Genomic DNA, 12565 nt, shown 5'->3' on the forward strand with positions numbered 1-12565 from the left:
AAGCACATGAGATTTTTTTCATCCCGCTCGCGCTGTTCGCGCTTGACGGCAACAGCGCTTTGCTGTTTCCTGAAACCGGTTTCAGCGATGCGTCAGAAGGTCGCACCTGCAACCGGATACACCCATAACAAGAACGCCAATAACCAGGTCGCTGCCCGTGAACAGTTTTTCCGCCGCCCAACGCAGCCGCGTCACCATGCTCGATGTCGCCGAGCGCGCCGGGGTCTCCAAGGCCAGCGTGTCGCGCTTCATCGGCGACGACCGCGCCCTGCTCTCCGACGCCACCGCCCAGCGTATCGAGCAGGCCATCAGCGAACTGGGCTATCGCCCGAACCAGATGGCCCGCGGCCTGAAGCGCGGGCGCACGCGCCTGATCGGCATGCTGGTGGCCGATATCCGCAACCCCTATTCGATTGCCGTGATGCACGGCGTGGAAACCGCCTGCCGCCAGCACGGCTACAGCCTGGTGGTGTGCAACACCGACCGCGACGACGAGCAGGAGCGCCAGCACCTGGCCAACCTGCGCTCGTACAACATCGAAGGCCTGATCGTGAACACCCTCGGCCATCACCTGGACGAGTTGCGCGAACTGCACCGGGAAATGCCCATGGTCCTGGTGGACCGCAAGGTCGAGCACCTGCACAGCGACCTGGTCGGCCTGGATAACGCGCAGGCCGTGCGCAGCGCCATCGAACATCTGCAAGAGCGCGGCTACCGCGATGTGCTGCTGGTCAGCGAACCCCACGACGGCACCAGCTCGCGGATCGAGCGCAGCGCCAGCTTCAAGGCGCAGATCGAGCAGCGCCCGGCCTTGCGCGGCGCGCAGGTGGAGACCGGCGCGGCGTTGACCCGGCAGTTGCAACAGTTCCTCGCCGCCCCCGGCCCCGGGCCGAAAGCCCTGTTCTGCGCCAACGGCGTCGCCGCCCTGGCCGCGACCCGGGCCTTGCGCGAGCTGGGCTGCCCGCTGTTCGACGAGATCGGCCTGATCGCCCTCGACGACCTCGACTGGTACCCGCTGGTGGGCGACGGCATCACGTCCCTTGCCCAACCCACCACACGGATCGGCGCCAGCGCCTTCGAGTGCCTGCTCAAGCGTTTGCGCGGCGACATCGAGCCGCTGCGGGTGCTGGACTTCGCCGCCGAGCTGATCGTGCGCGGTTCCACCCGCCAGCGCGGGGCTCCGTAACCACTGATCGACCCGCGAATCGCGGTGCTGTTGTAGCCGCTGCCAAGCACCAGCGAGGCTGCGATCGAGGCCGCAGGACTCGCCAGGCAGGCACCGCGTTTCCCCGGTTCCTGCGAGGAGGCAGATTTTGCGGCAACTGCGTTGCCGATCGCAGCCTCGCTGGTGCTCGGCAGCGGCTACAGGGAATCGCGGCGACAGGGAGCGCGCAGGCGTACAGACAGGAAGACGAGCTTCATTTTTTGGGGCTTTTTTTTGAGAAGAAATGAAACCGGTTTCAGAGGCCACAACAATGCATAGATCGCCTGTATCCATCAGCCTTTCCAGCTACGGCGCCGACTACGTGCGCGAGCAGGGCCAGGGCCGTTTCATCGAGGTGCTGGCCGCCGCCGGCGCGTCGCGCATCGAATGGCGCGAGGAACTGCTGACCGACGAAGACCCGGCCCAGCTGGCCGAGGCCGCCCGCGAGCAGCATCTGGAGAGTGTGTTTTCTTCGCCGCTGGAGCTTTGGGTGGCCGGGCGTGCCCACGCCAACCCGCTGCTGGAACAGGCGCTGCAACGGGCCCAGGCCTTCGGCGCGAAAAGCCTCAAGGTGTCGCTCGGCTATTTCACCGAGCACAACGACCTGCCTTACCTGGGGCTGCTGCTGGCGCGCTACCCGGTACAGCTGCTGGTGGAAAACGACCAGACCCTGCACGGCGGGCGCATCGAGCCCTTCCAGCGTTTCTTCGACGCGGTCGAGCGCCATGCCCTGCCGGTGCAGATGACCTTCGACATCGGCAACTGGCAGTGGCAGGACCAGTCCGCCTCCACCGCCGCGCGCCTGCTCGGCCGCCATGTCGGCTACGTGCACTGCAAGGCGGTGGCACGGCGGGCCGACGGCAAGCTGGTGGCGGTACCGCCGGGCATGACCGACCTGCATCTGTGGGAACAACTGCTGCGGCACATGACTCAAGGTATTACCCGGGCCGTGGAATACCCGCTGCAAGGCGCCGACCTGGTGCAGTTGACCCGCGAGCACGTCACCGCCCTCGCCCACCTCGGCCAGTCGCGACTGGAGAACGCTCATGCCTGAACTCGATATCCTGTCGTTCGGCGAAACCATGGCGATGTTCGTCGCCGAACAGAGCGGCGACCTGTCCCGGGTCGCGCATTTCCACAAACGCATCGCCGGCGCCGACAGCAACGTGGCCATCGGCCTGTCGCGCCTGGGCTTCAAGGTCGGCTGGCTGAGCCGGGTCGGCGCCGACTCCCTGGGCCGCTTCGTGGTCGACAGCCTGCAGGCCGAAGGCGTGGATTGCCGCTTCGTCGGCACCGACCCGCTGCACCCCACCGGCTTCCAGCTCAAGTCCCTGGAAGAACACGGCGACGATCCGCGGGTCGAGTACTTCCGCCGCGGCTCGGCGGCCAGCCACCTGAGCGTCGCCGACATCGCCCCCGAGCTGCTGCGCGCCCGCCACTTGCACGCCACCGGCATTCCACCGGCGCTGTCGGCCTCGGCCCGGGACCTGTCCCACAGCCTGATGAGCCGGATGCGCGCCGCTGGCCGCAGCCTGTCTTTCGACCCGAACCTGCGGCCCAGCCTGTGGGGCAGCGAAAAACTGATGATCCATGAAATCAACCGCCTGGCCGCGCTGGCCCACTGGGTCCTGCCGGGGCTCGCCGAGGGCCGGCTGCTGACCGGCTACGAAGACCCCGCCGACATCGCCGCCTTCTACCTGGACCAGGGCGTCGAGGCCGTGGTGATCAAGCTCGGCGCCCATGGCGCCTACTACCGCACCCAGCTGCACGACGGTTTCGTCGAGGCCGTGCCCGTGGCGCAGGTGGTCGACACCGTGGGCGCTGGAGACGGTTTTGCCGTCGGCCTGATCAGCGCCCTGCTGGAAAACCTCAGCATGGCCGAGGCCGTGCAGCGGGCGAACTGGGTCGGCAGCCGCGCGGTACAGAGCCGCGGCGACATGGAAGGCCTGCCGACCCGGGACGAATTGCCCATCGCCGCGCCGTCCGTCGCCAGCGCGCTCGCGATCAGCCCTTGAACCCGGACACCCACTGAACCACGCGTTACCTGCTGCGACAAAAACAACAAGCTCAGGAGCACCCTCATGCAAACGCTCAAACTCGCCACCCGCCGCTGGTGGTACATCATGCCCATCGTATTCATCACCTACAGCCTGGCGTACCTGGACCGCGCCAACTACGGGTTCGCCGCCGCCTCCGGGATGGCCGCTGACCTGATGATCACCCCCGGCCTGTCGTCGCTGCTCGGCGCCCTGTTCTTCCTCGGCTACTTCTTCTTCCAGGTGCCGGGGGCGATCTACGCGCAAAAGCACAGCGTGAAGAAACTGATCTTCGTCAGCCTGATCCTCTGGGGTGGCCTGGCCACGCTTACCGGCGTGGTGTCCAACGCCTGGATGCTGATCGGCATCCGCTTCATGCTCGGCGTGGTCGAGGCCGCGGTGATGCCGGCGATGCTGGTCTACCTGTGCCACTGGTTCACCCGCGCCGAACGCTCGCGGGCCAACACCTTCCTGATCCTCGGCAACCCGGTGACCATGCTCTGGATGTCGGTGGTCTCGGGGTACCTGGTGGAGCATTTCAGCTGGCGCTGGATGTTCATCATCGAAGGCCTGCCGGCGGTGATCTGGGCCTTTATCTGGTGGCGCCTGGCCGATGACCGGCCCAGCACCGCGAAATGGCTCGACGACCAGGAGAAACACGACCTGGAAAGCGCCCTGGCCGCCGAACAGGTGGGCATCAAGGCGGTGAAGAACTACGCCGAGGCGTTCCGCTCGCCCAAGGTGATCATCCTCGCCCTGCAGTTCTTCTGCTGGAGCATCGGGGTCTACGGCTTCGTGCTGTGGCTGCCGTCGATCCTCAAGCACGGCGCACAGATGGACATGGTCGAGGCCGGCTGGCTGTCGGCGCTGCCCTACCTGGCCGCGGTGATCGCCATGCTCGGGGTCTCCTGGGGCTCGGACCGACTGCAGAAACGCAAGCGCTTCGTCTGGCCGCCGCTGCTGGTCGCGTCCTTCGCCTTCTACGGCTCCTACCTGCTGGGCGCCGAGCACTTCTGGTGGTCCTACAGCCTGCTGGTGATCGCCGGTGCCTGCATGTACGCGCCCTATGGGCCGTTCTTCGCCATCGTCCCGGAGATCCTCCCGGCCAACGTCGCCGGTGGCGCCATGGCGCTGATCAACAGCATGGGCGCCCTGGGCTCGTTCGGCGGTTCGTACCTGGTGGGCTACCTGAACAGCGCCACCGGCTCGCCGGGCGCCTCTTACCTGCTGATGAGCGGCGCGTTGCTGCTGTCGGTGCTGCTGACCCTCTTCCTGCGCCCGGGCGCCAGCGACCGCAGCCGCCGCGCGCTGCCGGTCCGTCGCCGCCTGGCGCATCCCTGAATCGAACAAGGTGAACCCGATGAAAAAACAGGTCGTGCTGTACAAGAAACTCTCCCCGCCGCTGATGGCCCGCCTGCACGAACAGGCCGAGGTGACCCTGATCGAAGACCTCGGCGCCCAGGGCCTGGCCCGGCTGCGCGCCGCCCTGCCCAGCGCCCAGGGCCTGCTCGGCGCCAGCCTGCGCCTGGACGCCGAGCTGCTCGACCTGGCCCCGCGCCTGGAAGCCGTAGCCAGCGTCTCGGTGGGCGTCGACAACTACGACATCGACTACCTGACCCAGCGCGACATCCTGCTCAGCAACACCCCCGACGTGCTCACCGAGACCACCGCCGACACCGGCTTCGCGTTGATCCTGGCCAGCGCCCGGCGGGTGGTGGAGCTGGCCAACCTGGTGCGCTCCGGCCAGTGGAACCGCAATATCGGGCCGCTGCATTTCGGCAGCGACGTGCACGGCAAGACCCTGGGCATCATCGGCATGGGACGGATCGGCGAGGCCCTGGCCCAGCGCGGCCATTTCGGCTTCGGCATGCCGGTGATCTACCACAGCAACCGGCCGAAGCCGGCGGTGGAGCAACGCTTCGGCGCGCGCTACTGCGACCTGCCGGAGCTGCTGCGGCAGGCCGACTTCATCTGCCTGACCCTGCCGCTGACCGAGCAGACCCGGGGCCTGATCGGCCGCGACGAGTTCGCGCTGATGCGCCCGGAAAGCATCTTCATCAATATTTCCCGGGGCAAGGTGGTGGACGAACAGGCGCTGATCGAGGCCTTGCAGAAGCGGCAGATCCGCGCGGCCGGGCTGGACGTGTTCGAGCGCGAACCGCTGGGCCACGATTCGCCGCTGTTGCAGTTGAACAATGTGGTGGCGACCCCGCATATCGGCTCGGCCACGGTCGAGACCCGCGAGGCCATGGCCCGCTGCGCCGTCGACAACCTGCTGGCGGCCCTGGCCGGCCAGCGCCCGGCCAACCTGGTCAACCCCCAGGCCTGGGAGCGGCGTCAAACCACAGCCGGCCCCCTGTAGGAGCGAGGCTTGCCCGCGATGGACTTGAGAACGCCGCGTACCTCCAGTGGATACGCGTCTTCGTTAACGACCATCGCGGGCAAGCCTCGCTCCTACAGGTTCCGGGGTGATCGGCCGCAAGCGCAAGACCCCGATTGCCTGGGGCCTGCCAAAGTGGATTGAGGATGTCGGTCAGCGGTGTCGCTTCGGCGGCCGGCCTTCGAGCAGGTCCTGGGTGCACCGCACGATGCGCCGGCAGGCGTCGGCCAGGCGTTGTCGATCGACCACCAGGCCGATGCGGATGTGCCCCGCCGCACTGGGGCCGAAGGCCTCGCCGGCGAGTACCGAGACCCCGTGTTCCTCCAGCAACCGCTCGGCGAACTGCTGGGCGCCCAGGCCGGTTTCCCGCACATCGACCATCACGAACATGCCGCCGTCGGGACGAACCGGCTTGAGCCCGGCGCACTGGCCGAGCGTGTCGCACACCAGGTCGCGGCGCTGGCGATATTCCTCGCGCATCCGCGAAAGCTCCGGCAGCTCGGCGTCCAGCGCCACCACCGCGGCGTTCTGCACGAAGTCCGGCAGGCCGTACAACATGCACAGCGCCAGGTTGCTCAAGTGCCCGGCCAGGGCCTGCGGCGCCACCACCCAGCCGACCCGCCAGCCAGTCATGGCATGGGACTTGGACAAACTGTTGATGGTCGCCGTGCGCTCGGCCATGCCCGGCAGGCTGCCGGGGCTGACATGCTCGCCGTCGAACAGCAGGTCGCTGTAGACCTCGTCCGAGATCAGCCACAGGTCATGCTCGACGCACAGTCGCGCCAGAGCCTGCCAGGTGTCCCGCGACAGGCTGGCGCCGGAGGGATTGTTCGGGCTGTTGAGCATCAGCGCGCGGGTCCTGGGGGTGATGCGCGCGGCGACCGCGTCCGCCTCGACGCGAAAACCGTTCTCTGGACGCACCGGCACCGGCAGGACCTTGGCCCCGCAGGCGCCGAACACGCCTTCGTAGGTGACGTACATGGGCTCGGCCACCAGCACCTCGTCGCCGGGGTCGAGCAGGCACTGGGCCACGGAAAACACCGCGCACTGGGCGCCGGGCAGCACCACCACGTGCTCGGCGCCGACCGCCTGGCCAGTGCGGGCGCGATGCCGGGCGGCGATCCGGCTGCGCAACGAATGGTTGCCGCGCACTTCCGAATAATGGGTATCGCCGGCCAGCAGGCTATCGATGGCGGCCTGGACGATGGGCCTTGGGGTATCGAAGTCCGGGTCGCCGATGGTCAACAGCAACACATCGGCGCCCTGCTCGCGCAGTTCCAGCGCGCGGTAGTGGATTTGCCAGGCCGCGGCGCCTTCGCCGTCGATCCGTTGGGTCAGGGCTGAATAGCGCATCTCGTTCTCCTTCGGCACGCATTCCAACAACCCTAACTCAAATCACAAAGCGCGCCACCATCGCGTTCAGATCCACCGCCAGGCGCGACAGCTCATGGCTGGCGGCGCTGGTCTGGTTGGCCCCGGCGGCCGACTGGGTGGCCAGGTCGCGGATATTCACCAGGTTGCGGTCGACCTCGCGGGACACCTGCGCCTGTTCTTCCGAGGCACTGGCGATCACCAGGTTGCGCTCGTTGATCAGGTTGATCGATTCGGCGATCTGCTCCAGCGCCACGCCGGCGGCGCGGGCCATTTCCAGGGTGCTCTGGGTGCGCTGGTTGCTCTGCTGCATCGACTGCACCGCCTCGCCGGTGCCGTTCTGGATGCCGGCCACCATCTTCTCGATCTCCTGGGTCGACTGCGCGGTGCGATGGGCCAGGGCCCGCACTTCGTCGGCCACCACCGCGAAACCGCGCCCGGCCTCGCCGGCGCGGGCCGCCTCGATCGCCGCGTTGAGGGCCAGCAGGTTGGTCTGCTCGGCAATGGCGCGGATCACGTCCAGCACCTTGCCGATGTCCCGGCCTTGGCTGGCCAGGCCTTCGATCATCACCGAGGTGTTTTGCACGTCGTGGGTCATGGTCTGGATCGCGTCGACGGTCTCCACCACCCGGTCGCGCCCCTCGCGGGCAGCCTGGGTGGACTGGTGCGAGGCCTCGGAAGTCGACACCGCATTGCGCGCCACCTCCTCCACGGCCGCGGTCATCTCGTTGACGGCGGTGGCCGCCTGTTCGATTTCATTGTTCTGCTGCTGCAAGCCCCGAGACGCTTCCTCGGTGACCGCGCTGAGCTCTTCGGACGCCGAGGCCAGCTGGGTCGCCGAGCCGGAGATCTGCTCGATGGTCTTGCGCAGGCTGCGCTGCATTTCGCCCAGGGCGCCGAGCAGGCGGGCCGGTTCGTCCTTGCCGTCGACCTCGATGGCCTGGGTCAGGTTGCCCGCGGCGATGGTCTGCGCGGCGAGCACGGCGCGGTTCAACGGCGACACGATGCTGCGGGTCAGCAGCAACGCCAGCACCACCGTGAGCAGGGCCGCGATCACCGCGACCGCGACGATACCGGTAATGGCGCTGTGATAATTCTCGCCGGCCTCATCCGAGGCCTGGGTGGCCGCCACCTTGTTGATCGCCACCAGTTTGCTCAACTGCTCGCCCATCTGGTCGGTGCCTTCCTTGATCCGCGTATTGATCAGGGTGCGCAGCTCCTCGAGCTTGTTCTGCCGCGACAGTTCCATCATGTCGTTCTGCGCCTGCAGGTATTTATCCAGGGTGGCGGCGAAGGCCTTGTACACCACCGCCTCCTCGTCCCCCATCGGCAGCACGGCGTAGCTGGCCTGGGCCTGGCGCGCCTTGTCCACCAGGACGCCGATGCGCGTCTGCGCTTCCTGCAGGCCGGCCGGCTCGCGGTTGACCAGCACGCGGAACGAGAGAATCCGCAGGCGCAAGACGTTTTCGTTGAGGTCGCCGAGGAACCCTACGCTGGGCAGTTGGTTGCTTTCCATGTCCAGGGAGGCCTGGTGGATGACCGACATGCGATTGATGGCGAATGCACCCAGCGCGACGACCAGCAACGCGATGAACGCAAAACCGAGGAAAGCTCGAGGCGCGATATTCATATTACGTAGGGACATAGGATGACTCTCGGAGATTGAGGACTGCGGGCATCCATGCACCGGACCCTGCGACCGGCGGCGGCCTGGCAGGCGGGCCCCACTGTTGTTTTGGTCTGTGGGCCTAATAGCGATATCGGCAGCGCTTGAGCTTTGTTGCAGGCAAATGTGAAAAAATATTTCCGTATTGCGGAACTGTTTCACAGTTGCAACAGATTGCTGCCAGAGCCGCCGACCGCGGCGCCCCTGGCGGCCCGCCGCCCCCCTTTGAAAAGTGCAATTCATTCGCCGGAAAAGCCATTCAGTCGCCGCCCCGCCCTGCCCATCATTGGCCCCAGCCCCCGAGGCAACGCATAACAACAATGACTGGAGTGGATGATGAAACCCGAAGACTTCCGTGCCGAGACCAACCGCCCGCTGACCGGCGCCGAGTACCTGGCCAGCCTGCGCGACGATCGCGAAATCTACATTTATGGCGACCGGGTCAAGGACGTGACCCGCCATCCGGCCTTCCGCAACTCCGCCGCCTCCATGGCCCGCCTCTACGACGCCCTGCACGATCCCGCGACCCGGGACAAGCTGTGCTGGGACACCGACACCGGCAACGGCGGCTACACCCACAAGTTCTTCCGCTCGGCGAAAAGCGCCGACGAGTTGCGCCAGCAGCGCGACGCCATCGCCGAATGGTCGCGCCTGACCTACGGCTGGATGGGCCGCAGCCCCGACTACAAGGCCGCGTTCGGCAGCGCCCTGGGCGCCAATCCGGAGTTCTACGGCAAGTTCGAAGGCAACGCCCGCACCTGGTACAAGCGCATCCAGGAAGCCTGCCTGTACCTCAACCATGCCATCGTCAACCCGCCGATCGACCGCGACAAACCGGTGGACCAGGTCAAGGACGTGTTCATCTCGGTGGACGAGGAAGTCGCAGGCGGAATCATCGTCAGCGGCGCCAAGGTGGTGGCCACCAACTCGGCCCTGACCCACTACAACTTCGTCGGCCAGGGCTCGGCGCAACTGCTGGGGGACAACACCGACTTCGCCCTGATGTTCATCGCGCCGATGAACACCCGCGGCATGAAGCTGATCTGCCGCCCCTCCTACGAACTGCAGGCCGGCATGAGCGGTTCGCCGTTCGACTACCCGCTGTCCAGCCGCTTCGACGAGAACGACGCGATCCTGATCATGGACAAGGTGTTCATCCCCTGGGAAAACGTGCTGATCTACCGCGATTTCGAGCGCTGCCGCCAGTGGTTCCCGCAGGGCGGCTTCGGCCGGCTGTTCCCGATGCAGGGCTGTACCCGGCTGGCGGTCAAGCTCGACTTCATCACCGGGCTGCTGGTCAAGGCGTTGCAGTGCACCGGCTCCCTGGAATTTCGCGGGGTGCAGGCGCAGGTCGGCGAAGTGGTGGCCTGGCGCAACCTGTTCTGGTCGCTGACCGACGCCATGCACGGCAACGCCAGCGAATGGCTCAATGGCGCCTTCCTGCCCAGCGCCCAGGCCTTGCAGGCCTACCGCGTGCTGGCGCCCCAGGCCTACACCGACATCAAGAAAATCATCGAGCAGGTGGTGGCCAGCGGGCTGATCTACCTGCCATCCGGCTCCCGCGACCTCAAGGACCCGCAGCTCAACCAGTACCTGAGCACCTACTGCCGCGGCTCGGCGGGCATGGGCCACGAGGAGCGGATCAAGATCCTCAAGCTGCTGTGGGACGCCATCGGCACCGAGTTCGGCGGACGCCACGAGCTGTACGAGATCAACTACGCCGGCAGCCAGGACGAAATCCGCATGCAGTGCCTGCGCCACGCCCAGGCCAGCGGCTCGATGAAGGCCATGACCGAGCTGGTGGACCAGTGCCTTAGCGACTACGACCTCGACGGCTGGACGGTGCCGCACCTGACCAACCCGGACGACATCAACATGCTCGACCGTATCCGCCAGTAACCGTCGCCCCTGTGTAGGAGCGAAGCTTGCTCGCGATCAGCGCGTGAACGATAACGCCGTGTGACGGTTGGATCGCCGCTGTGCGGCTATCGCGAGCAAGCTTCGCTCCTACAAGGGACAGAGGCTACCCAATGAGGAGTTTCGTCATGCACCCGCTCGATCCCAAGCAACAGGCCTTCCGCGACGCCATGGCGCACATGACCGCGGCGGTCAACGTCATCACCAGCAACGGCCCGGCCGGGCGCTGCGGCATCACCGCCACCGCGGTCTGCTCGGTCACCGACAGCCCGCCCAGCCTGATGGTCTGCGTCAACCGCAACAGCGCCCTGAACCCGGTGTTCAAGCGTAACGGCCGGCTCTGCGTCAACGTGCTCTGCGGCGAACACGAAGAGGTCGCCCGGCATTTCGCCGGCATGACCGGGGTGGACATGGAGCAACGCTTCAGCCTGCACCCCTGGCGCGACGGCCAGGACGCCCTGCCGGTGCTCGACGGCGCCCTCGCCAGCCTCCAGGGACGCATCACCGAGGTGCAGGAAGTCGGCACCCATTCGGTGATGCTGGTGCAGCTGGACGAAATCTGCGTGCGCGAACACGGCGACTCGCTGGTGTATTTCAGCCGTGGTTTCCATCGGTTGCCACGGGCCGTCCGAGCGGCCTGACCGACCGCTCTTCCGCTGTTGTAGGAGCGAGGCTTGCCCGCGATAGCCGCGCAGCGGCGAGATACCTGCCAACGCGCGTTATCGTTGCAGATTTATCGCGGGCAAGCCTCGCTCCTACAGAAGCCGATTGCCCCGTCCCCCTTCATCCTGCATCTGTAGGATGGCGATCCCCCGCCAGGCCGGGGATACTCGTCCCCAGGCCCTGCCCACGTCCCCCGGACGTTCCGGTCCTTACCGACTCCGTGACGAAAACAATAAGAAAGTCGCACAGAGGAAGCTCCGATGAGCCGTCATGATCACCCCGCCCTGCTGCACGCCTTCAGCTCGCTGATCCTGGAATTGCAGCGCCTGGCGCAGCACCAGGACATCGAACACTTCCATGGCCATGCGCTGGACCGCATCGGCCGGTTGCTGCCCTTCGCCAGCGCCTGGTGGGGCCGCGCCGCGCTAATCGACGGCTTGCCGGAAGAACACAGCAGCTACCTGCACCGCCTGCCGCCCAGCTACCTGCCGGACTGGCAGTCGATCAAGCATATCGACGTCACCGTCGGCCGGGTCCATGCCCACCCGGGCCAGGCCGTGATAGTCGACATGCGCGACCCGGCCAATGGCCCCGGCCTGAACTGGCTCGGCGCGACCTACGGTATCGGCGAACTGCTGTGCGTGGTGTACATCGACCCGCAGACCCACCTCAGCGATCACCTGGCGCTGTACCGCGCCCCTGATGCCCCACGCTTCGATGCCGACGACTGCCTGCTGCTCAACAACCTGATGCTGCACCTGGTGGCGGCGGTCTCGGCGAACCAGATCCGCACCCTGGTGGCCATGCGCGAAACCCTCACCAGCCCGCGCAACCTGGCGCTGGCGGTGTGCGACCAGCACAGCACCCTGCATTGCGCCGAACGCGGTTTCGTCGACCTGCTGCTTGGCGAGTGGCCGGACTGGAGCGGCCCCTGCCTGCCCGTGGCCATGGCCGACGGCGGCTACGAGGGCCGGCACCTGCAGTTCGACGCCTCGCCGGTGGGCGACCTGTTCCTGCTCGCCGCCCGCAGCCGCCCGCTGCTGACGCAACTGAGCCCACGGGAAAACGACGTGGCCCTGGGCTTCGGCGAAGGCAAGACCTACAAGGAAATCGCCCGCGAACTGGGCCTGTCGCCGAACACCGTGCGCCATCACATCCGCGCCATCTACCACAAGCTCGGGGTCAGGGACAAAACCCGCATCGCCCATCTGCTGCACGCCCCGCCCGACTGACACTCGCTAGCCCCCAGCCCTGATTTTTGCGCTGTCGCTGTGACGGCCACGGGGCGCCTTTGCCCTTTTTTCAGCCACTGCCGCGTACCGGCGAGC

Annotated in this window: 10 protein-coding genes and 1 pseudogene; 8 read left to right on the top strand and 3 right to left on the bottom strand. The window is 66.7% G+C overall.

Going from position 1 to position 12565, the window contains the following annotated elements; translation table 11 throughout:
- The first annotated feature begins 157 nt into the window (after positions 1-157).
- From TO66_RS17285 to TO66_RS17305, 5 genes are all read left to right on the top strand, one after another.
- Positions 158-1186, top strand: coding sequence for a LacI family DNA-binding transcriptional regulator (locus TO66_RS17285; RefSeq protein WP_044463437.1), 1029 nt, complete (start codon positions 158-160; stop codon positions 1184-1186).
- 289 nt (positions 1187-1475) lie between these two features.
- The gene (locus tag TO66_RS17290) at positions 1476-2258 is read left to right on the top strand and encodes a sugar phosphate isomerase/epimerase (RefSeq protein ID WP_044463438.1); all 783 of its coding nucleotides are present in this window, start codon (positions 1476-1478) and stop codon (positions 2256-2258) included.
- Complete coding sequence (locus tag TO66_RS17295; protein WP_044463439.1) at positions 2251-3219, top strand: sugar kinase; 969 nt, start codon at positions 2251-2253, stop codon at positions 3217-3219. Before TO66_RS17290 ends, TO66_RS17295 begins: the two co-directional genes overlap by 8 nt.
- A 66-nt stretch (positions 3220-3285) precedes the next feature.
- Positions 3286-4581: an MFS transporter gene (locus TO66_RS17300; protein ID WP_044463440.1), complete on the top strand. Its 1296-nt coding sequence runs from the start codon at positions 3286-3288 to the stop codon at positions 4579-4581.
- A 19-nt stretch (positions 4582-4600) separates the two neighbouring features.
- On the top strand, positions 4601-5602 hold the full coding sequence (locus TO66_RS17305; protein WP_044463441.1) for an NAD(P)-dependent oxidoreductase: 1002 nt from the start codon (positions 4601-4603) through the stop codon (positions 5600-5602).
- Positions 5603-5773: 171 nt separating this feature from the next.
- On the opposite strand, the gene TO66_RS17310 is transcribed toward TO66_RS17305, so the two are convergent.
- The 3 genes and pseudogenes from TO66_RS17310 to TO66_RS34305 form a co-directional block, all read right to left on the bottom strand.
- Positions 5774-6973: a pyridoxal phosphate-dependent aminotransferase gene (locus TO66_RS17310; RefSeq protein WP_044463442.1), complete on the bottom strand. Its 1200-nt coding sequence runs from the start codon at positions 6971-6973 to the stop codon at positions 5774-5776.
- A gap of 37 nt (positions 6974-7010) precedes the next feature.
- On the bottom strand, positions 7011-7874 hold the full coding sequence (locus TO66_RS34300) for a methyl-accepting chemotaxis protein (RefSeq protein ID WP_409077195.1): 864 nt from the start codon (positions 7872-7874) through the stop codon (positions 7011-7013).
- 42 nt (positions 7875-7916) lie between these two features.
- Positions 7917-8900, bottom strand: a pseudogene (locus TO66_RS34305) (MCP four helix bundle domain-containing protein); the annotation flags it as partial.
- A gap of 93 nt (positions 8901-8993) precedes the next feature.
- On the opposite strand from TO66_RS34305, the gene hpaB reads away from it, so the two are divergent.
- The 3 genes from hpaB (at position 8994) to TO66_RS17330 (ending at position 12469) form a co-directional block, all read left to right on the top strand.
- Positions 8994-10556 carry a 4-hydroxyphenylacetate 3-monooxygenase, oxygenase component gene (gene hpaB, locus TO66_RS17320; RefSeq protein WP_044463444.1) on the top strand — a complete coding sequence of 521 codons (1563 nt, stop codon included), beginning with the start codon at positions 8994-8996 and terminating at the stop codon, positions 10554-10556.
- A 146-nt stretch (positions 10557-10702) separates the two neighbouring features.
- The gene (gene hpaC / locus TO66_RS17325; RefSeq protein WP_044463445.1) at positions 10703-11215 is read left to right on the top strand and encodes a 4-hydroxyphenylacetate 3-monooxygenase, reductase component; all 513 of its coding nucleotides are present in this window, start codon (positions 10703-10705) and stop codon (positions 11213-11215) included.
- A 282-nt stretch (positions 11216-11497) separates the two neighbouring features.
- Positions 11498-12469 (top strand): helix-turn-helix transcriptional regulator, encoded by a 972-nt coding sequence (locus TO66_RS17330; protein WP_044463446.1) that lies wholly within the window; start codon positions 11498-11500, stop codon positions 12467-12469.
- The last annotated feature ends 96 nt before the right edge of the window (positions 12470-12565 follow it).

It is taken from the genome of Pseudomonas sp. MRSN 12121 (assembly GCF_000931465.1).
Lineage (GTDB): Bacteria > Pseudomonadota > Gammaproteobacteria > Pseudomonadales > Pseudomonadaceae > Aquipseudomonas.

Coding starts and splice junctions, on each gene's coding strand:
- TO66_RS17310 (WP_044463442.1), bottom strand. CDS start 6,973: ATGCGCTATTCAGCCCTGACCCAACGGATCGACGGCGAAGGCGCCGCG.
- TO66_RS34300 (WP_409077195.1), bottom strand. CDS start 7,874: ATGCAGCGCAGCCTGCGCAAGACCATCGAGCAGATCTCCGGCTCGGCG.
- TO66_RS17300 (WP_044463440.1), top strand. CDS start 3,286: ATGCAAACGCTCAAACTCGCCACCCGCCGCTGGTGGTACATCATGCCC.
- TO66_RS17295 (WP_044463439.1), top strand. CDS start 2,251: ATGCCTGAACTCGATATCCTGTCGTTCGGCGAAACCATGGCGATGTTC.
- hpaB (WP_044463444.1), top strand. CDS start 8,994: ATGAAACCCGAAGACTTCCGTGCCGAGACCAACCGCCCGCTGACCGGC.
- TO66_RS17330 (WP_044463446.1), top strand. CDS start 11,498: ATGAGCCGTCATGATCACCCCGCCCTGCTGCACGCCTTCAGCTCGCTG.
- TO66_RS17290 (WP_044463438.1), top strand. CDS start 1,476: ATGCATAGATCGCCTGTATCCATCAGCCTTTCCAGCTACGGCGCCGAC.
- TO66_RS17305 (WP_044463441.1), top strand. CDS start 4,601: ATGAAAAAACAGGTCGTGCTGTACAAGAAACTCTCCCCGCCGCTGATG.
- hpaC (WP_044463445.1), top strand. CDS start 10,703: ATGCACCCGCTCGATCCCAAGCAACAGGCCTTCCGCGACGCCATGGCG.